This is a genomic window from Lactobacillus kullabergensis (assembly GCF_000967195.1).
GTDB lineage: Bacteria > Bacillota > Bacilli > Lactobacillales > Lactobacillaceae > Lactobacillus > Lactobacillus kullabergensis.
Genome location: NZ_KQ033871.1, coordinates 794,481 through 820,080, shown reverse-complemented (window position 1 = coordinate 820,080; position 25,600 = coordinate 794,481). Strand labels below are relative to the sequence as shown.

At 37.1% G+C, this 25,600-nt stretch carries 2 protein-coding genes; both read right to left on the bottom strand.

Annotation, left to right across the window (positions count from 1 at the left end; all coding sequences use genetic code 11):
* Positions 1 to 160 precede the first annotated feature (160 nt).
* Positions 161 to 14,137 (bottom strand): SLAP domain-containing protein, encoded by a 13,977-nt coding sequence (locus JF76_RS04400; protein WP_045927974.1) that lies wholly within the window; start codon positions 14,135 to 14,137, stop codon positions 161 to 163.
* 935 nt (positions 14,138 to 15,072) lie between these two features.
* Positions 15,073 to 25,221, bottom strand: coding sequence for an SLAP domain-containing protein (locus JF76_RS04395; protein WP_045927973.1), 10,149 nt, complete (start codon positions 25,219 to 25,221; stop codon positions 15,073 to 15,075).
* Positions 25,222 to 25,600: the final 379 nt, after the last annotated feature.

Sequence of the window (25,600 nt, the reverse complement as noted above, 5' to 3'; positions counted from 1 at the left end):
TTTTTAAAGCTTTTTTCAACTGATTTTAGTGTTAAATATTAACTGAAATAGTTGGTTATAGTTTTAATGTGTTATATATTGATAAGTCAAAAAATATTTAGAAAAAAAGAGCCATAATTTTTTACAATTGTGGCTCTTCTCTCGTTATCAGCTAGTTAAACTAACCTTTAACATTGGCTTTTTTAACAAATTTACTTGTTGTTATAGTGTAGTACTTTTTACCTTTAATCTTTACTGGATTACCGTAAGTCTTAATTGATTTACGTTTCTTCAGTACTTTCTTACCTAGGCGATTACCATATTTACTGTATACATAAGCATTATGCTTCAATTTCAGTTTCTTAGCATCTATATTTCCTGCAGCTATATACAACCCGTCTTCAAGAACGTAATATAACTTCTTGTTGACAACTTTTTGCGATACTACGTCAATGTTTGAACCGGCATTTATTACTAAGCCATTTGCACGAATACCATTTTGATCATAAAGATATGCATTGTGCATTATCTTTTTATTAACAATGATATGAGATTGGTCTCCTGCTTCAACAGCAGCAGTTTGATTAGCCGTTGTTGTCTTTAAAGGTACATTTTGGCTTGCAATATTTGCCGCTTTGACATAACGATTCTTGGCAATGATGAAGTACTTCTTACCGCGAATCTTAACGCTACTGCCGTAAGTATTAATAACTTTGCCTGACTTCAGTTTACCTGACTTCTTAACCCGCTTGCCGTATTGGTTGTAAATGTATGCATTATGTTTCAGCTTTTGAGCTGTTTTCTTAACATTTCCAACTGAGACATAGTACTTCTTATTATCGGCACCTTTGTCAACTAAAACATAATATTGTTCACCGTTAATTGTTTCAATACCGTAAGTATCAAGAATTGATCCGGCTCTCAAAGTAATGCCATTTGCACGTTTACCTTTACTATTGTACAGGTAGGCATTATGCATTAAGATTACTCTTTCAGAGTCTTCGTTCTTCTTATCAGTTTCCTTATCTTTATCATCAGTCTTATCAGGTTGAGCAGGTGCTATCGGTTGAACTTGCTGTCCGCTACCACCGTTTTCTATAATATTGGTTACATTAACATTAGACTCCGTGGCATCGCGTTTTAATTGATCAATACCAAGGTTACGTTGCGCAGAGATTACCTCACTGACTGTTGAACATGCATTAATACTGTTCAAAAATTCATTGTAATCCTTCACAATATGCTCTTTGATTTGCTTTTTAGCATCAGAATCATAATCAGAATTACCATCAACGAGCTTATTGGCAGCCTTTTGTGCATCTGCTAATGCACCCTGGGCAATTAGCTTTTCACCTTCAAGTTCAGTTGTTAAGTCTGTAGGATTTGCTTTAAGTTTTGCTAGCGCAGCTTCATAACTTTGCTGAATGGTACTATCATCAGTGTCAGGAGTAAACTTATCTTTCAAATATTTTGAAGCAGCCGTGCGCGCTGCGGCTAGTCTTTGACTGAGAACGTCTTTATCTTGATTTATGACGTTGTTAACTTCCTGACTGTCAGGAATTGTTTCACCAATTATCTTGTCAATTGCATCCTTACGAGCTTTATCCACACCAGCTGAATCGCTTGCTTGATCAATAGTACCATTCTTATCAATAGCGTGATGAACGTCTTGGTCAATTTGGTTCTTGATAGCATCTTTTTCAGCTTGGGTATAGTCAGTACCATCCTTGTGCTTTAATTCATCAACTTTCTTCTTAGCATTTGTGCCAGTATCTTGAACTTCGCCTTTAGCCAATTCCCTTTCGGCTGCTAATTCGTGCTCTTTAACTTCATCAACCGATGCTCCAGTGATGTCCTTATTCGAGTTGAATGCTTTATCTACTTCAGTAGTATCTGCATCTTTGCCAAACTTATCTTTTAGTCTTGCTACCGCATCATCATGCTTTTTACTCAATTCTGCTTTGGCATCTGAGATAGCTTCGGCTAAGTCTTTTTCATCATTACCTTTTAAGGCATTAATTTTATCAATAGCGTTTTGCTTAATTCTATCAACATTGGCAACAGTTTCAGCTGAATCAATATCAACACTTGCCTGTTTTGCTATCTCATCTACCCGATCCTGATTATCTTTACTCAAGCTTGGTTTAGCTGTAGAAGCTGCTTTATTGACTTCATCTTTTGCAGCCACTTTACTGAAGGCTAGTTCTGCTGTTGTCGCCGCAGAATCAAATTGTCTAGAAGCATTGTCAACTGCTGCTGCAACCGCGTCTGCATTAGTAGCACTGTTTATCTTAGCTTCGGCTGCTTTCTTAGCATCCTCAATAGCGGCTAAAGCATTGTCATAATCAGTTTTAGTAGTTGCTTTTTGAGTGTCATCAAGCTTGTTATAAGCTTCATCAACACGGTTTTTAGCTTTAGTTGCTGCCTGGTCAACATTTGTTTTATTAGTTGACTTGATAGCAGCTAAGTCATCTTTATCTGATTGATCTGCAGAATTCTTAATACCCTTAATTGCAGTAATCGCTTTGTCACGAGTGCTATTTACAGAATCAATTGTAGTTGCAGCGTCAATATCTTTATTAGCTTGAGTAACAAGATCGTCAACCTTGTTCTTATCCTCTTGTTTATTTAAGCCACTCTTGATATCTTCAGCAACTGCTTTAACTGCGTCTTTAGCTGCAGCTTGAGCAAAAGCTAATTCAGCGTCATTTTTAGCTTTGTCAATGTCAGTCTTAGCTTTATCAGAAGCATTATTGACATCTTGTTTGGAAGTAGCTGAATCTATTGCTTTTTCAGCATCAGCTTTAGCCTGATCAATATCTGCTTTAGCTTTGTCATACTTATCTTTAACTTCCTTTTGCTGGTCAAGAGTCAGCTTATTATAATCATCATCAAGTTGTTTCTTAGCATTGTCTGCCGCAGCCTCGACTTTGGTCTTTTCGGTTAGTTTAGTATTTCCTAAATCTGTATCTGTAGCAGTTTTTTCAGCTGTATCAATTGCACTTTCTCCAGCTTTTTCAGCTGCGTCTGCCTTTTCGACAGTTGGCTGCGAACCAACAGTCTCTTTAGCATCATCACGAGCTTTATTGATTGATTCAATAGCCTTTTCTTTATCAGCGTCAGATAAATCAGACTTATTAATCTTGTCAATTGCTGCAGAAGCATGATCATCTAATTTCTTTTGGTCATTTGTAATAGCTGTATCTAAAGCTTTTGCATCCTCAAGAACTTTGCTCATGTTATCGATGCCTTCTTGTTTAGCACTGTTAACTTGGTCAGAAGTAGTTGTACCTGCATCTTTAATCTTGTTAACTGCATCTTGATAGAAGCGATCTACTTTATCTTTTAGAGCGGTCTTGTTTTCAGCACTGACATTTTTCAGGGAATCGATGCCATTTTTAACTTCAGTTTGTTTGTTAGTTAAAGCAGTAATTGCATCTTTCTTGTCATTATCAAGCTTAGTAGCAGCAGTTTGATCTGCAGTTGTCTTGACACTATCAATATCACTGATGGCTTGATCTCTAATATCATTGACTTTTTGCACTGTATCAGCTGTATTTAACCGTGTATTAGCTTCGTTGACAATGCCTTCAACTTTAGTCCTATCACTTTCAAGGCTCAAGCCATTTTCGATCTTATCTGCTTCATTCCTAATATCTTCTTTAGCAACTACCCTTGCAAAAGCTACTTCAGCCTGAGTGGCCGCCTGATCAAAGGCTGTATTTGCAGTTGAAACAGCTCCAGCCACTGCACTCTTATCTTTTGCTTGCGCAATAGCTTCATTTGCTGCTTTTTGTGCATTTTTAATTGCAGTAATAGCTACATCATGATCTCCTTCAGTCATGGTTTGTTGCAGCGAACTAAGCTTATTATATGCATCTTCAACCCGTTTTGTAGCGGCTGCAGCAGCTTCATCAACACTTGCCTGACTGTTATCCTTAGCTTCTTCTAACTTAGCTTGTTCAGCGGTTTCAATAGTATTCTTTACCTTATCAATATCATTGATAGCTTGATCTCTGATGTCATTGACCTTTTGCACTGTATCAATTGAAGCATTGTCAATATTTGCCACTGCATCGTCAGCGATTTTCTGAACTGCTTCCTGATCCTTTTCATCTTTCAGATTCTTAATCACATTTGCAGCTTCAGCCTGAACCGCATCTTTAGCAGCTGCTTTTGCAAAAGCTACCTCTGCAGTAGTTGCTGCTTCGTTAATCTTGTTAACTCCATCATTAGCTGCTGAAGTAATAGCATCTTTGCTTGTTGCTGCATTGACTGCATCAATGGCTGCAGTTTTGGCATTGTCAATTGCGGTAATTGCATTATCATGGTCAAGTTTTGTTGCTGCCTTTTGACTTGAACTTAGTTTTTCATAAGCATCATCAACTTGCTTCTTAGCTGCTTCTGCGGCATTAGTGATATTCTGAGTGCTGTCTTTGCGAGCTTGATCTAGCAAAGCCTTGTCTACTGCTGATGCTGTATTTTTAACAGCATTAATGGCGCTAATGGCGTTCTCTTTGATGCTGTTTACTTTGTCTACCGTATCTGTTGCAGCAGTATCAAAATCAGTATCTGCTTGATCAGAAATGTTTTTAACTTTTTGTTTATCATCAGTGTTATTTAACTGACTTTGGGCATCGGCGGCTTCTTTGTGAACTGCATCTTTAGCTGCTACTTTTGCGAAGTCGACCTCTGCTTTTGTTGCTTCCTGATCAAATTTTTGGTCTGCTGTTGCTGCTATGGCAACCACAGCATCTTTAGTTTCAGCATTTTGAATATCGGCAATTGCTTTTTGAAGTGTATTGTCAATGGCAGTAATAGCATCATCATGAGCCTGCTTAGTTTTTTGTTGTTGATCTTTTTCTAGATCCCCATAAGCTTTTTCTACTCGAGCCTTAGCTGCATCTGCTGCACTGTTCACATTACTCTTTTGATTATTCTTAGTTTCTTCTAAGCTTGCTTGCTCATTACCATTAGCTGCGTCTTTAACAGCATCAATATCATCAATTGCTTTATCTCTAATGCTGTTTACCTCTTGCACGGTGTCCGTATTGCTATCGTTAAACTGGATATTAGCTTGGGTAACAATACCATCAACCTTGCTTTTATCAGCTTGAGACTTCAGATCATTCTTAATCTTTGTTGCTTCCTTTTGAACAGCAGCTTTAGCTATAACTTTAGCAAAGGCTACTTCAGCTTTGGTTGCAATATCATTAAACTTAGTCTTAGCATCATCAACTGCCCCTTTAATTTCGTCAGCAGTTTGGGCTTGACCAATTTTGATATTTGCTGCATCGGCGGCATTGTCAATTGCAGTAAGAGCATTTTGGTATGCTTGATAATTATCATTCTTTTGGTCAGAATTAAGATTATTATAAGCATTCTCTACCCGTTTTTTAGCATCAGCAGCAGCACCATTAACATTGGTCTTACCATTATCCTTAGCTTGCTCCAAGGTAGCTTTGTCGACTGCCTCGGCGGTTGCTTTAACAGCATTGATGTCGCTAATTGCCTTATCTCTTAATTGATTGACCATTGTGATATCGGTAGCTTTATCAATAGCAGTATCAGCTTGAGTTGAAATTACATCTACTTGTTTCTTATCAGCATCCTTACTCAAATTACCCTTAACAGTACTTGCCACTTTATCAACAGCATCTTTAGCTGCTACTTTGGCAAATGCTAATTTAGCTTCCGTTTCTGCTTGGGTGAAAGCCTGATCGGCGTCTCCGACAGCTTTACTTACGGCATCCTTATCTGTTGCTTTTTCTATAGCAGCTTTAGCTGCAGTTTGAGCATCGGTAATGGTTTGGATTGCCTTGTCATAATCTGTCTTAGTTGCTGCCTGTTCATCTGCACTAAGAGTATTATATGCATCCTTAATTCTTTGCTTTGCGGCTGTGGCAGCTTGATCAATACTCTGCTTAGAATCATCCTTAACTTTAGCTAAATCCTTCTGCTCATTTTCCTCAGCAGTATCTTTAACGGCATCGATGTCTTTAATAGCTTGAGCCGCAATAGTATTTACATTATCTACGCTTACAGCTGCAGCAAGATCATTTTCTGCCCGTAACACTATATTATCGACTTTAGCTTGGTCAACTTCCTGTTTCAAACCTTTTTTGACTTTATCAGCTTCAGCTTGGATTGCAGTCTTAGCTGTCACTCTAGCAAATGCCACCTCAGCTGTTGTAGCTGCCGCATCAAAGGCAGTAGACGCAGTACTTACCGCCTTAACAATTGCATCCGCATTTGCAGCCGCACTAATCGCATCATTTGCTGTTGCTTGGGCTTGAGTGATGTCAGCCATGGCTTTATTGTAATCACTTGCAGCTAAAACTTTTTCGTCTTTTCCGAGTTTGTCATAAGCATCTTGAACACGTTTTTTAGCAGCTTTAACTAAATCATCAACACTAGTCTTATTATTTTCCTTAGTTTGCTCCAGTTCTTTCTGTTCATTGTCATCCGCAGTTGCTTTTACATTACTTATATCGCTGATTGCTTTATCTCTAATGCTGTTTACCTTATCTACAGTATCTGTTCCAGTTGCGTCGATATCTTTATCTGCTTGATCAGAAATTTCCTGCACTTTTTTCTTATCATCAGATTTATTTAACTGATCTATGACAGATTTGGCTTTTTCATGAACTGCATCCTTAGCTGCTACCTTGGCGAAAGCTACTTCTGCTTCGTTTGCTGCTGCATCAATCTTATTAATACCCTCATTTGCTGCCTGAGTAATTTCTGCTTTTGAATTTAATGAAGAAATTGCATCATTAGCAGCTTTTTGTGCACTTGCAATTGCGCTAAGGGCGTCATCATGAGCCTGTTTGGCAACTGCTTGTTCAGTTCCCGTCAGCTTACTATATGCTGCTTCAACTCTCTTCTTAGCTGTTTCAGCTGCTTCATTAATATTCTCAGAGCTGTCTTTGCGAGCTTCGTCAACAATAGCTTTATCTACTGCATTTGCTGTATTTTTAACAGCCTTAATAGCACTAATTGCGCTGTCTTTAATGCTGTTTACTTTGGCAACAGTATCTGTTGAATTTTGGTCAATTTCTGTAATAGCATTGTTAGCGATATTTTGCACAGAAGTCTTATCGTCTTGACCTTTCAGATCGGCAATAGCATTCTTTTCTTCAGCCTGAATCGCATCTTTAGCAGCTGTTTTGGCAAAGGCTACCTCTGCTTTTGTTGCTTCTTGATCAAGTTCCTGCTCTGCTGTTGCTGCTATGTCGCTTACCGCATCCTTAGTTTCAGCACTGGCAATATCGTTATTTGCTTTAAGACGCGTATTCTCAATAGCAGAAAGAGCATCAGTATAGGCCTGCTTTGTTGCATCTTGTTCAGCAGGTGTCAGCTGAGCGTATGCCGTATCAACCCGGGTTTTAGCGTTTGCTGCTGCTTTGTTAACATCACCAGTCCGATTATTCTTAGTTTCTTCCAGACTGGCTTGTTCACCACCATTAGCTTCAGCTCTAACAGCGTCGATATCTTTAATGGCCTGATCCCTAATACTGGTTACTTTAGTTACAGTATCAGTATTAGTGCTATTAATACTAGTAGTAGCAGTAGTAGCAATATTGTCAACCCGATTCTTATCAGAATCAGCCTTTAGGTCTTGTTTAACCTTATTAGCTTCATTCGAAATATCTGCAACAGCTGTTACCTTAGCAAAATCTATTTCAGCTTTTGTGGCTGCATTATCAAACTGAGCTTTAGCAGTGTTAACTGTCTCTGATATTTGATCACTTGACTGTGCCAGTGCAATTTGGTTATTCGCACTAGTTGCAGCATTGTCAATCGCATCATGGGCGTTTTGGTAAGTCTGATGATTGGCATTCTTTTGAGAATCATTTAATTTGTTATAAGCATCATCGACACGTTTTCTAGCAGCGTCAGCAGCTTCATTAACATTAGCGGTGTTGTTTTTCTTGTTTTCATTTAGCTGTGCTTCTTTAACAGCATCTGCCACAGCTTTGACACCATTAATATCATTGATAGCCTGGTCCCTAAATCTAACCACGTCAGTTATAGTAGTAGCATTGTCAATGTTAGAATTTGCTGTAGTTACTATCTCTTGTACCTTTTGCTTATTTTCATTATCAAGACCGTTAGTGACAGCATCTGCTGCTGCTTTAACTGCAACTTTAGCTCCCAATTTTGCAAATGATAGTTCAGCTTTGTTGGCAATATCATTAACTGCAGAAATTCCTGTTGTAGCGGCACTGGTAGCATCATCTACTGTCTTTGCAGCTTGAATTGCCGCATCCGCAGTATTCTTTGCGTCATTAATATCGCTGAGAGCTTTATTATATTCTGACTTAGCCTGCTCTTTTTCAGGTGCACTTAACTGGTTATAAGCATTCTGAACGCGTTGAGTTGCATCAGCTGCAGCTTTATCAATATTAGCTTTATTAACTGTTTGGGAATTGTCAATTGCTGCATCAGCTGTAGCTTTAACATTATCAATGTCTTTAATTGCCTGGTCTCTAATGAAGTCAACTTTGGTAACACTATCAGCATTGTTCAAATCAGTTTGAGCCTGGGTTACTATACTATCTACTTTATTAAGATCAACTGTTTGCTTTAAGCCTTGCTTGACTTTGTCCGCTTCACTCTGAACTGCATCCATCGCAGCCACCTTGGCAAAGGCCAATTCGGCGTCAGAAGCTGCTTGTGTAAAGGCTTTATTAGCATTATCAACAGCTGTCGTAATTTCTGAATTAGTTTGTGCAGCAGCTATTGCAGTCTCTGCTACAGTCTTAGCTTTATCAATGGCATTATTAGCTGCGTTATAAGCAGTTTGAACTGCGGTCGTCTTTTGCTCATCAGCTGTGAGCTTATCATAAGCATCTTTGACCCGCTTCTTAGCGGCATCTGCTTGGGCATCAACACTTGCCTTGCTTAATTCTTGTGCTTTTTGAATTGTTTGCTCTGCATTACTTTTGACGTTGTCAATTGCCTTGATTGCATTCTCTTTTATTCTGTTTACGTTATCAACGGTCTCAGCAGCACCAATGTCGGCTTTAGCTTGGTCAACAATTTCATCTACTTTATTTTGATCAGCTGTTTCTTTGAGGTTGGGTTTTACCTTTCCAGCTTCAGCTTGTACTGCGTCGTTAGCAGTAATCTTGACAAAGTTTAATTCAGCTGCATCTGCCAGCTTATTAATGTTTGTTGTACCTTCACTAGCTGCGGCAGCAACTTCAGTTTCAGTAGTCGCAGCTGCAATCTTGGCTTCAGCTGTAGTTTGGGCATTCTTAATGGCGGTAACAGCTTGGTCAAAAGCAGCTTTATTAGCCGACTGTTCAGCAGGTGTTAAGTTCTTATAAGCTGCCTCAACGCGAGCAACCGCTGCTTTAGCTGCATCATCAATACTAGTCCTATTCAGCTCTTTTGCCTTTTCAACTTTTTCCTTTGAATTTGAATCAGCGGTGGTTTTGACCTGATCAATATCTTTGATCGCCTGATTTTTAATATTATTAATTGTTGGAATATCTGTAGCCGCATCAATTTTGCCATTAGCTGTAGTCACAATGCCATCAACTGTTTGTTGATCAGCTGCACTTAAATTCGGCTTAACCTTAGCAGCTTCATTTGCAATTGTTTCTTTAGCATCGGCTTGGGCAAATGTTACTTCTGTCTTAGTCTCAATAGCAGCAATTGCTTGTGTGCCTTTTTCTGCTGCAGTTATAATGTCTGCCACATTTTGGGCACTCTGAATATTATTTTTAGCAGCTTTTGCAGCTTGGTCAATATCATCTAAAGCTTTCTGTAACGATTCTTGGTAACTAGTTTGGTTAGCCTGTGACAACTTATTGTAAGCATCAGTTATCCGTTTCTTGGCTGCTGTGGCTGCCGTATCAATATTAGCAGTTTGAGTATCCTTGTTAGCCTTGATTTCGGCTTCCTTAACTACATCAGCAGTAGTTTTAACATTAGCAATATCTTTAATTGCCTGATCTTTAATGCTGTTGACCTTGTCGACTGTTGTCGCTTTTTGGAAATCGCTATTAGCTGTTGCTACGATACCATCAACTGTCTGTTGATCAGCTGCACTTAAATTCGGCTTGACAGTTTCAGCTGCTTTCTTGACAGCATCAATAGCTGCTATTTTGGCAAAAGCAACTTCAGCTGTAGTTGCCGCATTGTCAAACTTGTTTTTAGCAGCATTAAAGGCATTGATGATTGCATCTTTGGTTGTAGCAGCGTTAATCGTTTCGGTGGCTGCGGCTTTAGCCTGATTAATAGCTAAAATTGCAGCCGCTTTATCGGCAGCAGCTTTTTCCTGCTGACCAGCTTCTGTCAAACTATTATAAGCTTTATTCACACGGTCAATTGCGCTATCAGCAGCAGCGTTAACGTTAGCAATGTTAGAAGTTTTAATAGCTTCAATGTTGGCTGCATTTGCGTTGTCTTCAACTGCTTTTATCGCCTTTTCGCCATCATCTTCTGCCTTATCTGCATCTTCAGCCGTTAATTGTTTGCCCACATTTATCTTGGCCTCATCACGCGCCTTGTTAATATCGGTTACTGCTTTTTGCTTGTCTTCATCAGACATGTCCGTCTTATTGATGCGGTCTGCTGCAGCTTGGGCGTATTCATCAAGTTTTTTCTGGTCAAAAACAATTTCCTTACCCAGTGCTGCAGCTTTGTTCCAAACACTGTTAATGTTTATAATCCCAGTGTTCTTCTCAATGTCTACTTGTTCAACGCTTGCTGGTGACGGGTTATTAACTTTGTCAACAGCGTCTTGATAGTAAGCTTCAACTTCCTTATTAAATGCAGTTTTAGCTTCAGTACTGATATTCTTTAAATTAGCGATGTTATCTTCAACAGTTGCCTTTTCAGCTGCTAATTCGTCCAAAGCGTCTTCTTTAGCAGTCTTTAAGTCACTTGCAGCTTTATCAATAAGTTGTTGTGTTTTAGCATCTGTCAAAGCTTGATCAATGTCTGCTACACCCTTAGCTTGCGCTTTAGTGATTTCATCAAAACTTTCACAGTCATCAATAGCTTTCTTTGCGGCATCGTATGCTTTTTGAGCCTGATCTTGATATATCTTAACGTTGTCCTGAGTTAAACCACTGTTTGCTAAATCAGCAATTTGGTTAACTACACCCGGCATCCCAGAAGTACCGTTACCATTAAGTTCATTTTCAAGTGCTTGTTTAGCAGCTTCTTTGGCTGAAGCTAATTTATCTTGCTCTGCTGATTCTTCATTAGCAATTTGCAAAGCTTTATTCACAAGATCAAGAGCCGCTCCTCTACGTCTGTTGACTTCAGCAATTGTATCTGCACCATACACTGTTGTGTCTTTATTAGATTCAGTGACTGAATCTGCCATTGCCAATGCTTTAGCCAGCTCATCTTCAAAGGCCTGTGATTGACTTTCTTTTAAGTTAGTTGGCTTCTTGCTTTCGGCATCTTTTATCGCGTTTCTGATCGTAGTAGCAGCGTCGTCTTGAGCTTCTGATAAAGTAAGGATATCTATACTCTTAACTATCGGACGAGAACCTACTGCGACAACTTCTGGACTGTATTCAACGAAATTGGCGTTAGGTGTTATTTCAACTTTATCACCCTTATTCATATTTAGGGTAATATCAGCAGGTATTGTTACTGCAAAAGTACCGTCTGGGTTAATTGCGGAAGTAAAGACCTTAGGCAGTTCCGGAACCCGGTCAATAATATTGCCACGGTATGTATCATTAGTATTGGCATAAGGCTTCAGATTTTTATCTTCCTGAATAACCTGGTTATATTTAGCATTGCTGCTAATGTATCTAATAATTACATAACCCTTAGTACCCTTGGGGAAGTACTTATAAAAGGCATTATCATTACTTGGACCATCTTCTGCTTCGGTGTAGTTCTTAACTTTGCCTTTGATAGTCCTAGAACCATCGTTATTCTTGATAACTTGTAAATTATCATCATCAATATCCAAAAATCCACTTGGGTTAGCAGGAACAAAGGTCACGTTATTATAGCTGTCAGAATCTGAACTGCTGAGAGCATTTTCTAAAGCATTTTTGATAATATCATCTAATCTATTAGATTCTAGATTCTTAACAGCAGCTTCAGCAGCAGTTAAGAAAGAACCAAATTTTCTGTCGTTAATAATATCTTTAATGGCAGGATCGTTCTTAATTTCATCTAACTGCTCTTGAGTCAAAGTCTTATTGCCATCAAGCATTTCGATAGTATTTACAGAAATACCCTTCGCTGATTTCTGCAGTTGTAAAACATGCAAAGGCGGCAATGTGAATCTGCTGCCAGAGTTAGTTTGCAGCTGCTGGCGAACATTAGTAATTGTGATCTTGTTATTGCCAATAATGCTGGTTGCAGTGTTTTTATTATTATGAGAATCCAAAATAAATGATGTCGGGTTGTTAATTTTTAAAGTTCCACCTTGAACATCAAGTAGTTTAATAGCTCCTGTGCCTGGATCATCGCCTAATCTGATATTAAAGGCACCATTTTCAACATCAGCAGAGCCAGTAACATAAACTAGTGTGCCTGAGTAATCACCCATGTTACTACCCAGAATATTTAATTCGCCATTAGGACTAATGTTCAAATTACCGTTATCATAAAATAGATTTCCTGAAGCAGCATCAGTAATATTACCATTCGTATTAATATTGACTTGGCCATTCTGTAAAATGTTAAATGTTGAACCCGAATCTTTTAAATAAACAGCCCTGGCTTTACCGGCATCTCTTGTGCCCTTATAAGGTCTCACTTTATTTAGGCCAATATTAATATTCAAGACGCCACCAACTTGAACAATTCCGCCGCTTTCCATGTAAATGGCGCTAAAAGGTTTGCCCCCCTCACCAGTGCTTCTGTTTTCATCAAAGTCTTGCACGGGATTAAGTGTTACGGTTGCACCTCTGTTAATTTTAACAGTGTTAGTCTTACTCTTCATTTCGATTATAGTGCCACCGTACGTTGAACCGACAAATTCACCATCCAAGAATTCTATGCTGTCATTTTCCTTACCACCAGTAAACTCAAACATTTGTTGATCACTATGGTTGGGCCATTTTGCGGTATGAACATCATTATTTCCGGTAAAAAAGATATGAGTATTGCTACCAGCATAGATTAATTGCGACCCTTCAAACGAGCAGTCCTTAAACATGATATTGGCATGATAATTACCATTTACATTATCGGTATTCCAAACACCATAATAGTCCCCACTGCGCATACTAAGACTTTGATAAGTAACATCTGCATTTGTACGACTGGTTTGTTTAGGTGAATAACCAGTGAAATCAAGTTTATATTTGGCATTTCCGTTTGATCTAATTAAAAGAGTACGCCCTGGAACATCAAAATTATTATTACCATTATTAGGATTTGCGCTAACATCATTCATTAAAATAATTTCAGTGATATTTATATTGTTAAGCGCATCTTGAAAATCTTTCCAGTTATAAACCTGATAAGAAAAACCATCGCCAGCATCCTTGACTAATGGATTTTTATTTTTAGCAGGCGCAATTTTATCCGTGCTGTTATTTTGCTCATCATTATTGCTAGTATCATCACCCGGCTTAATCACATTTGCCTGTGAATCTTCTGGCAATTTGCCATCACTGGCTGTGTTGTCTCCTGAGGTAATATCAGTGTTAGTGTCTTTACCAGTTGAATCAGTTTTTCCCGGTGTGACTGCATTTGCATCATTTGCCTCAGTATCTGGCTGCTTAACAGCAGTAGATTGATCGGATTCTTTACTATCTTTCTTTGTCTGCTCTTTTGTGGTTTTTGTCTTGCTGACAGATTTCGAGTCTTCATCACTACTCTTCAAAAATGAAGATAAGCCTGAAAAGGTAGATAATTTTGGCTCTTTTTCGGTCTTTTGGGTTTGTCTATCATTTTGAGTTGATTGAGAATCAGCTTTCTTATTTTCTGATGCAGCTTTACTCAAATCAGACTCGGATGATTTGGTTTCAGTTTTACTATCGACTTGTTGAGTTGATGGCTCAGTATCGGCTTTAACCGTTTGACTGCCTAAACCCAGAAAAGTGAATCCTAACAAAACAGAAGCAGCACCGATTGTCAATTTGCGAATTGAAAAGCGGTCTTGCTTTTGTTGCATTTCCATTTTTCTTAAGCGTTCTTTAAAGTTATTTTTGCCTAACATAAGTTGTCCTTCCTTGAAATTAAAAATACATTTTGAATTTTATAACTATCGTTATTAATTGTCAATATAGTATTTAGCAATAGGTGTTAAGCTATAAATAACTGTTATTTTTAAAAATGTTAATTCTGATTAAAAATAACTTTATTATTTTTATAAGTTACTATTTTACTGCTATTTAAGCCAATTAAATAAAAATAACTAAAAGTGATTAAAGGAAAAACTATTTTGCAAATTAGTTTAAAAATGTTTTTTATTACATTTGTGATACAAATTTATCTAGTATGTTTTCGTATATTAAATAACACATACAAATTATTTTTGGTTATAACTTATTTATTTATTATTTTTAACTATGTTATTTAAATTAGTAGTAAATTTTTGCCCACAAAAATACTCCCAAATCTAGCCAAAATTTGGGAGTAATATCATTTAAATAAACTGAAATAACTTCTTTAAATAGGTGATTTTGCGACTTGATCACTTCGTTAACAGACATGAAATGATGACCTTTAATTTCTACTCTGACTGGTCATCAAAATAATTTTTGCTTGGTTCTAACCCTGGAAGTGCTAATTTTAGTCTAGAAATGTAACTTCTTTTGTTATGATCATTTTGCCGGCATTAAAACTATAGCAAATAAACAGCCACATACTTAATAGCTAAGACTTTCTTTTAAAATTTCAGTGGCTATTCATTTACTTTTCCTGCTATTAAACTAAAATTACTCGTCTGGAATTACGACCAGAAAGCAAAGCGCTGTAATATCCAATTATTTATGTTAAAGCAACTAGCAGCTTAAAGCAGCAAACCTATTTTTAGCAGTAATTAAGAATAGTGTTTTAATAAAAAGTCCAGACGCAAAAATACCCCAAATTTACCTTAAATTTGGGGTATTTTGTGGTTTTAGCAACTAGTCAATCTTAAAGATTAATTGCCTAAAAGTTTGCCTTCTTCACATATTTACCACTAGCTACAACATAAAATTTCTTATGACCGATTTTAACTGGATTACCATAAGTTTTTACAACTTTATGTTTCTTCAAAACTTTTTTACCTAAACGATGACCATACTTGCTATAGATATAAGCATTATGTTTCAGCTTTAATTTCTTAGCGTCAACATTACCACTATCTATCAGTAGACCATCTGCTAAGGCATAATATGTTTTGCCCTTAACCGTCTTTTTGCCAATAGTTTCTATTTCTGAACCGGAATTAATGATTAACTTGTTGGCACGTTGGCCGTTTTCATCATAGAGATAAGCATTGTGCATTAACTTTTTAACTACAGTGGTAGTTGCTGGAGTACTAGTATTGCTACTTGTTGCTGTCACTTCTTCCTTAGCAGTTTGGGCTGCCGTGACTGGTGCAACGTTAGCAGCTTTGATATAGCGGTTTTTACCAATAGTAAAGTATTTCTTACCGCGAATTTTGACTGCTGCGCCGTAAGTGTTAACTGTTTTACCTTTCTTGAACACTCCAGACTTCTTAACTCTCTTGCCCACTTGATTATATACATAAGAATTATGCTTAACTTTTTGGGCAGTAGCTTGACCATTTGTTGCAGCAACATAATATTTCTTATTGTTGGCACCTTGATCAACTAGAATGTAGTATTCTTTACCATTAATTGTCTTGGTACCATAAGTGGTAATTGTAGAGCCAGCTCCTAAAGTAACCTTGTTTGCGCGTTTACCATCTTCGTCATAAAGATAAGCATTGTGCATTAAAGTCACATTAGTGCTTTCACCTAAATCATTTGGAGTTCCATTTGTTCCATTTTCTTTATCAGTAGTTGGTTGCTTAGCTGGGTCAGCAGGGTTAGTAGGAATAGATGAAACACTGCCATTACCATTGGAATTGGAATTATCATTATTGCCATTATTATTGCTGTTGGCACTATCTTTAATAATTTTATCAATGACAGTTGAATCCGATGAAGCCTTATTAATCGTCTCAATACCATCGTCACGCTTGCCGTCAATATCAGTTAGAGTATTATTTTGATTAATCTTTTCCTGAGCATCAGCTAAAATGCGGTCGATTTCAGTCTTAATCACAGCTTTTTCATCGTCAGTATAATTATCACCATTCTCATGCTTTACTTTGTTATTATCAATTTTCTTCTTAGCATTAGTAGCAGCATCAGAAACAGCAGCCTTGGCAATTTCCCTTATTCCAGTTAGTCTATTATTCGAAACTTCATCGTAAGAATTACCAGAGATATATTTATATTTGTCATGCTCACTGTTAGTTGCATAAATCCATGCAGAATCACCAAAATATTTTTGATTCTGAGCAACTGCACCTTTGTACTCAGCCTCAATATCCCTATTGGCAGAACTCTTAACTGTGTACAATGCTTGCTGCATTAACTGATCAATTGCTTGTCTTGTCATGTCAATATCATGGTTCATCTGATTGGCAATATTTTCATAAGATGCATCAGCTTGAGCATCCTGAGTAAGCACAGTATTGATACTTCCGTGTATGCCATCAAGTCTATTTTTGAAATGATCCCTATCCTGAGGAAGTAGACTATCTATATCATTAAGCGTGTCCTTTGCTTTATTAAACATATCATTAACTTGTTCTTTGGCCATTAGCTCATTATAAGCATTGATTCCTTTGCTATACGACTGGGTTGTAGAGCCAATATTTGTTGAATGTTTAATTGCATCAATTGCTTCACGTATAGCTTGAATATTCCTTTGATAATCAGAATTGGCTTTTTGTTCTTCAGTTAACCCATTGTATCCAGCTTCTAGACCTGTTATTTCATTTCCAGCACCCTTTAAGGCATTAGCTTGATTATAATCAAACCATTCAGAAGTATTTTGATAAGTATTAGTTAGCTTAGTACCAATTTGATTTTCGTCAGTCGGAATTTTGTTGATATCAGTTTGCTGCTCTATGCTTGCTTTTTCATTTGCATATAGGTCATCAACTATCTTATTTAATGCTTTCTTTTGAGCGGCAGTTAGTTGAGATAACCCAATAATGTTGTGAGTTGTTGCATATTTTCTTTGTAAAATATCCTCGGCCTTTGCTTTGGCAGCAGCAAGATCAGTATCTTTTTCGACATCAGCAAATCCAGGAACGTGACTGCCAGAATCGCTATCAGAATATCCTTGAGTTGCATTGTTGACAATCTGATCAACGTCCTTTTTGACGTCATCTGTAGAACGTTCATTTCCGTTCTTATCTATTGTTGGAACTGCATTAATCTTTGCTTTGTTCTGATCGTAAATATCTTGAATCTTCTGCTTTTGCTTTTGTAAATCAGAGTTTACTAAACCAGAATCTTCAAGCTTTTTATCAGCTTCTGCTTTTTGCTCAAGAAGATTATTAATAGCATTTTGCTTAATTTGATATATTTTTTCTTTATCTTGGGCAGTTTGGTAAAGCTGGTTAATTCCAGTTTCACCTAAATTGATTGGGTGTCCTTCGCTATCGAGCCCCTTTTCAATGTTTTGCAATTTTTGTTTAGCATTTTCGAGATCTGTTGTTGTCGGACTGCTTGGTAAAGCAACTTTACTAATTTCATCCTTGGTCTTTTGAACCAGCTGATTAAGTTGATCCTGTAAATCCGCCTTTTGCTGATCAGTTAAATCGCTGGCAACTTGGCTAATACTGCCCTTATCTTTGACATACTTATCAATAGCCGCAATTTGCTTATTCTTTTCACTTAGTAAATTGGCTGGAATACCTGCTTGATCTATAGCGGCCTCACCAGCTTTTTCAACTTGACCTAAGTCTGCATTATCATCGGCACTATATAAGTCGCTAACAGCTTTTTGCATCGCGTCATTTATTGCAGCTTCATTTTGGTTTATTTCGTTTGGATCAAGTCCTGAACTTGGCAATTTTGCCTTAGCAGCTTCAGCATATTCTTTCAGAGTATTAATTTGCTTGTTCTTTTCTTCGAATCTCTGGGTTAAACCAGTAATTGCATCATTACCAGCTTGCGCTGCTTGATTCATTGCACTATTGGCATCTGTTGAATTGTTTTGAGCAGCTTGAATATTTTGAGCAGCTTTATCACGTTCTGACTTAATGCGATCTCTCATCTGATCTGCCAAACTAGGATTATCTTTAGCAATCTTATCTGCAGCTTCATTTGCCTTGTTAACTGCATCTTGCAACTTAGTCAATGCATTATTGACAGATTCTGCCTTGACAATTTCATTATTAACTTTATTCAAATCAGCATTATTCTGACCTTTAACATCAGCTAATTGATCCTGAGTGGTAGCAGAATTAATTCTGGTTTCACCAGACTGGCGAATTTGATCAATTTTATTCTTCAAATCATTATATTGGTCTTGACCTAATTTCTTATCAGCTAAGTCTTGATCAATTTGCTGTTGTAATTTATTAGTTGAATTATCAAAATCATTTTTAGCAGAAGTCTTAGCGTTAGTAATGTTCTCATCATTAGCTGTATCAACAATTGCTTCAATTGCTTTATTACCCTCATCTTGAGCCTTTTGCACATCATCTTGATTTTGAGCTTTATCAATATTGTCTTTGGCCTTATCCCGCTCGCTCTCAATTGTAGATTTATCTTTAGCATCACCATCAATTGAAGTTTGGGCTTTATCATCTAAAGCAGATTTTGCTTTATTTTTGGCCGCCTGCAGTTTAGCATCAGCTAAAGCCTGATAAATATTGCTTAAACCCGTATTCTTTTCTGTGTCAATGTTCTCTAATAGAGCGCCACTAACGTTTGCAACCGCATGATCATAAGCATCTTGTGCTTGCTGTTTAAACTTAGCCAGCTGATCAGAGGTTAAATCACTTAAACCATTTATTTCTGGTAGAACACCGGTATCAGTTGAGTCCTTTCCAAGAGCTTTATCAAGCTCTTTAATTGCTTGATCTCTTTGCTTACGAATATCCTCTGCATCACTCTTACTTGCATTAGCAACTACGTTACTAATTCCCTGTAAGGTATTGTTTTTGATTTTCTCAACTGTAGCGCTATCATTGGCCGCTCCAATATCTTTAATGCCTAAATCAGCCACTGCAAAAACTGCGTTTTGGTCTCGTGAATCATTTAGTTTAGCTCGAGCCGCGTATGCTGTATTTTTAATCAAATCGGTGGCAACAACTTTATCACTAGCTAACTTGGCAGCAGATTCAATGTTATTAATTTTATTTAATGCATCTTGATAAATACCGGTTAGTTGCTCTTTATTTGTGGCAGCGTCAATTTTACTGTTTGCATCTGTTGGGATTGTACCAAGTTGATTAATTGCATCATTAAATTTATCTTTTACTTCATTTCTTTGGTCTGTCGATAATTTGCTAAAAATGTCACTTAAGCGATTATTGGCACTGCTAGCAGCATTGGCAATACTATTCTTAATGTCAGTTTTAGATGTATTAAAACCATTACCTGTAGCTTCTGCAGCGTCAATATCTGATTCGCCCTTTTTCTCAGCTGTATTAGCATCGGAAATGGCATCTGTAGAATCAACTGCTGATTTTGCATTATCACGTGCGGATGTAATGTTACTAATCGTTGTGTTCTTGGCATCATTGGTAATATCCGACGAATTATTAATTCGGTCAATCGCCTTTTGAGCATAATCATCAAGCTTTTGCTTATTGAGAATCTTGTTAACATTTACATCACTAATCACATTATCAATTAATGACTTACCGCTTTGAACGATTTCATTAAGTTGCCCGTTAGTAGTGGTGGTTTTATTATTAATTCCATTAACACCGATATTATATATAGCATCCACTTTTGCACGTAAATCTGCTTTGTTGGCACTGGTAATCTGATCCATATTGCCAATCTGTTCTTTTACTTTATTGCGCTCATCCATTAAAGCTGCTAAAGCCTGATCTTTTGCAGACTGCAAGTTTGCTGCAGTTTGAATGTTTGCTAAATCATTTTTACCTTTAGTTAATGCTGCATCTATATCATCTTTATTTGCACCTTGAATGGCAGTTTGAGCCTGATTGAAGGCATTGGTAATCTGATTATAGTAGTCATTCTTTTCGGTTACTCCTAAATTAGGATCATTAGTAATCTGACTGCTTGCAGAATCACGCGCATCTTTTAATTTTCCAATTGCAGTTTGACGCTGTTGTTCTAAGGCCTGAGCTTCGAGATCAGGAGAAAGAGAATTAATAACAGAATTAATGGCATCAATTCCTGTTTGAGCATCAGTGTTAATATCAGTTACTGTATGGTCATTAGTGATCGCCTGGATTGCTTGATCATAACCCGCATCAATCTGGTCCTGTTTTGCTTGAACTATTGCCGGATCAAGATGAGAATTTGCAAGAGTATTTTTGGCATTAGCCTTGGCCTGTTGCAATTTACTTATTGCCTGAGCCTTAGTGGCTGTGATTTGAGCAGCACCTAAAACTTTAAGAATATTGTTTTGACCTTCTTGCTTTGCCGAAGTGATATCAGAAACATTTTGAGACGAAGCAATTTTAGCCTTTGCAGCCTGGGCATCTTGATCAATTTGGTCTTCATAATACTTCTTATTTGAAGGACTGAGTTGACTATCATCAATGCTTTCAATTTTAGCTTTTGCATCATTAACAGCTGTATCAATGTCTTGAGCTGCATTGGTTCTAGCTTCTTCTACCTCCTTATTGGCAGTACCCTGTGCATCGCTTACAATATTATCTATACTGTTTTTAGCGTTAGTGACTGTCTCAGCGATTTTAGAACTATCGACCTTGTTTAAAGTATCTATACTGTCGTTAACTACCTTGCTGATTTGATCATGATATGCTTTCTTTTGTTCATCAGTCAGATTGCTTGTCTGATCGATTTGATTATTAGCTTTTGTTTGCGCTTGTCTGATCTGCTTGATAGCATCAGCTAAGGAATTGTTACGCTCACCCTTAGCTTTAGCTGAAGCCAGTAAGTTGTTCAAGGCATTGATACCATCATTACGCGCTGAATCAATTGCAGTTAAACTGTCTGCCTGATCAATGCGCTGGTTATAACCAAGAGGAGTTGTTAAATTGTTAAGTAACTTCTGTGCAGCCGCAACGCTATCATCAATATCATTTGCTGACAAACCAGGCAAACTACGCAGTTGGGTTTCGATATCGCTTTCAGCTTTAGCAAGTTTAATCTTAGAAAGCTGTCTTAAAATTGATCGCTTAGTTGACTCCTCGGTTGTTGAAACAGCAGCAGAATCGCTGGCTTGATCAATATTGGTCAAACCATCATTTACTGTTTTCTCGATATCAGAGTTTGAAGAAATCCCTAACGAATTTTCATTGGCGCTCGCATAACCCAAAATCTCAGCCTTTGCAGCATTTTGATCAAAAATAGTTTGTGCAGCTGCTTCTCTTTGTTTGATCGCAGTGTTATTAGAAGTGCCATAAATTGACTTTTGCTCATCATACTTAGAACTTCCTGGTTTAGCAGTTGCAACTTCAGTTGCTTGATCAATTGCATCTAGTAAAGGAGTCTGTTGATTTAAACTAATGCCTGAATTTTGTACTCGCTTTTTGGCAGCCGCAGCTGCAGCATTAATTTTACTTGCTTCTTGATCAGCATTTATCTCCTTAATAGACTCCTTACCCTTGGAACCATCAGGATCATCACCGGTAATAATGTTATGAACTGCTTGATTATAAGAATCTTTTATTTCTGCAGTTTTATCGGCATGGTTTTTAATTTCATTTTGAGCAACAGCCTGTAGGTCTTTTAGGGCCTGAATCGTTTTGTTAACTTGATCAATTATACCTTGAGCTTCTTTTTGGTGTCCATCCACTGATACTTGATCAAGGTCTTTTTCAATGTCACCTTCCGGTTGAGCAATAGCCTGAGCGCGCGACAAACGACTAGTTAGCTTTAATACTTCGTCCTTCTCTTCTTTACTCAAATTAGGATCGTTTGCAAGCTTGTAAGTATCGACATAGACCTGATCAATTTTTTGTTTAAGATCAATTTCAATACTCTGCTTATAGCCATAAGCTGCCTGATCAATCGCATTAATACCATTCTTCTCTGCTTCTGAAATACCTTTATCAGTTTGAAAAGCTTTCACAGTATTTATAGCTTTATCACGTGCAGCATTAATTGCATCTATCATTGTAGGGAATCTCTTTGACTGCAATATGGCTTCATTATTTAAATTCGTTATTGCGCTATCCCGAGACGACTCGATAGTTGAAGAATTTTGCGCCTGACTTACGATATTCTTAATTGCATCAAGGGCAGCATTCTTACGATTGTTAACCTCTGTTAAAGTGTTTGCACTTGAAGCATAAACTGAAGTTTTTTCGTTATTAGTATCAACTGTTTTGGATGCAGCAGACGCAACTTTATCTAACTGTTCATTAAAGTCTTTAACTTGAGCTTCAGATAGGTTGTTAGGTCTATGAATTTTCGCATCACTAATTGCGTCAGTAATTGCCTTAGCAGCTTGATCTTGAGCATCTGATAAAGTTAGAATATCCAAGTTTTTAATTATTGGGCGACGTCCTGCAGCTACACTAGACGGATCGTAGCTAACAAAGTTTGCATCTGGAGTTAATTCTACAGAGTAGCCTTTATCAAACTTAATCGTTTGATCGGCTGGAATAGTAAAACTAAATGAACCATCATCATTTACAATCGCTGCAAATTCTGTTGGTAAAGGATTCAAAGAACTGTTGCTTGAATCTCTTGTAGTGTCTCTTGTTTGCGAATATGGGTTGTCAATTAAATTCTTGCCATTTTGATCCTTTGGTGTCCACGCAGTTTTTACTCCCATACTATCAATTAAATTAGCCATAATATATGCTTTAGTCGCAACTGGAAGAATCAAACTAAATGGGTTTTTCAAATTTTCTGGATCTGAATCCGGACCATCAACAGTAGAATTATAATTAATTACGCTGCCTGGTTCACCGGAAATTGTTTGTGAACCATCAGAATTTCTGGTTATCTGTACCTTACCAGGATCAATATCCAAAAAACCACTCGGATTGGCTGGAATAAAACTAATGTTGTTATAGCCAAAATTATTGCTATTGTTGAATGCTTTTTGAATAATATCCGAAAAGATTTGATCGTAAGTCCAGCCGTTCTTAATACCATCAGCCAACGAATTTTGAACATCAGCCGGCAATTTATCAAATGAAATATGAGCTTTGGCTGCCTGTGCTTTAATTTCTGCTAATTTATCTGCAGTTAGCTTTTCTTGACCATTAAGCAACTCAATATTATCAACTGCAATTGTATTGTCAGTTTTCCTAACAGTTAAAACGTGAAATGGTGGCAATGTTACTTTACCAACTCCAGTTTGTGTTGAGCTCAAATCAAACTGCTGCCGCACATTTGTTAAGGTAATCGGCATTGTGCCTATAATACTTGTAGCAGGATTGGTATTGCCCTGGACATTCAAAATTAATGAAGTAGGATTATTAACAAATAACTTCCCGCCTTGCACATCTACCAAAAGTATTTGGCCATTACCGCCATCTACGTATCTACCATTTGGACCTAGCTTTCCAAGAACGATATTGAAACCACCGTTTTCTATATTAGCCGTACCCTTAATAAGAACTAACGTGCCAGAATAGTCGCCCATATTTGAACCGTTAATGTTTAACGATCCTCCTGGTAAAATGTTAAAATTACCACCATCATAAATCAGGTTTCTATTGCCCCAGTTATTAGCTATATCACCGTTAGTAGTAATATTGACTTTCGCATCACTATTAATATTAAAAACAGAGTTGCCATCATTGATCAGGATTGCACTGGATTGATCGTTGTCATTTGTGCCACTATAGTGATCGCTACCAGTAATAATATTCAGCTCACCATCAACGTTGACGGCTTCATTATTACCTAACATGGCGATGGCCAAAGGAAGCCCAGTATGTTCAGCAGCGTTAGAGCCTAAGTTATTATTAGGAACATAGATTCGAGGAGCAAGTGTTACCTTGGCATCCTTGGCAATATTAACAACATTGTTGCTCCCAGCCATTTCTAATACGTTACCACCAACGGTTTTACCGGTAAAAGTACCGCTAAAATCAATTGAGTTGTTTGAACCTGTAAATTCAAATAGTTGTTGAACATCACCACTTGAGATTGTAATGCCAGGATATGGTGTATGAGTCACTTCACCATAGTTAGTTCCTGTAAAGTAAATTTTAGTATTGTTACCACAGTGAACCATTTGCGAACCATGGAAATTAACATTATTAAACGTTACTTTTGAAAAATGCCCGTCCTTGTTGTAATCATCAGTCATGATGACGCCCCAGATATCAGCACTCCATAAATCAAGGTTATCGTAGGTTATATCTAGATCCTGCGTACTGCCACTATTTAATTGGAGGTGGTTACCTTTTAAATCGACTTTAAATCTGGTATTACCATTGCCAGCGGATTTAATCAGCATTTTCCTGCCGTAAAAGTAGAACGCCTGTGATCCATTCTCTGGTCCGTCAGTAATATCGTTCATGACGTCAATTTCTGAAATAGATTCATTCTGAAATGCAGCTATAAGTTCAGTAAAGTTATGGACCTGTGCTAAACTAGCATCCCTAGTATTTATTTCTGTGTTTTCAGCAGCATTTGAATCATTAGCCACTGCAGCAGTTGAGTCAACAGGCTTTGTTGTATCTCCTTTAGGAGATGAAACATCATTGGCTTGTTGATCCTGACTAGACTGTTGTTCCGAGCTATTTGTTGGCTCAGAGGTTGTCTTTTCTAATTTTTTCTGACCAGTTGATAAACTGTGACTAGCTTTTGAGTCACTGCCACTATCTCTTAAAAACGAACTTAAGCCAGAAAAAGTGCTTAAATCGTGCTTTGTATTATCTTGACTTGATTGCTTTTCTGTAGTTGCAGTTTTTGCAGTATCCCCAGTTTGTTCTGTTTTAGTTGTTTCATTCTCATTTTTTTGAGAATTTACTTCTTCATTTGCCGGATCAACTGTATCTGCTTTCACTGTTTGATTGTTTAAGCCAAAAAATGTAAAACCGAGCAAGACAGAAGCAGCACCAATTGTCAATTTACGAATTGAAAAGTGGTCTTGCTTTGCCTGCATTTCCATTTTACGTATTCTTTCCTTATTGTTATTTTTACCTAGCATAATAATCCTTCCTCAAAATTATGATTACATATTAATTGTAAATCCTGTTATTTTTACTGTCAATTTAGTAACATTATTATGCACTTAAATATGTAATAAAATTTAAAACTTATGTTTATTAAATAACTATACTTTAGGATAAAATACTGTTTTATAGACATATTTATGATTAAAATAACAATAATTGCATTTATTAATACGCACTTTATATATTATCTATAAATTCAATTTAATTTTAAAAATAATATTTATATATAATATACAATATAGTGTTTTGCTGTGTATACATGAATATGTTTGTGATTTATTTAACACGATTAATTAGGTAAACTTCATTTCTCCGACTTGTTTAGATCATTTTTATCTGTTTAAATTTATA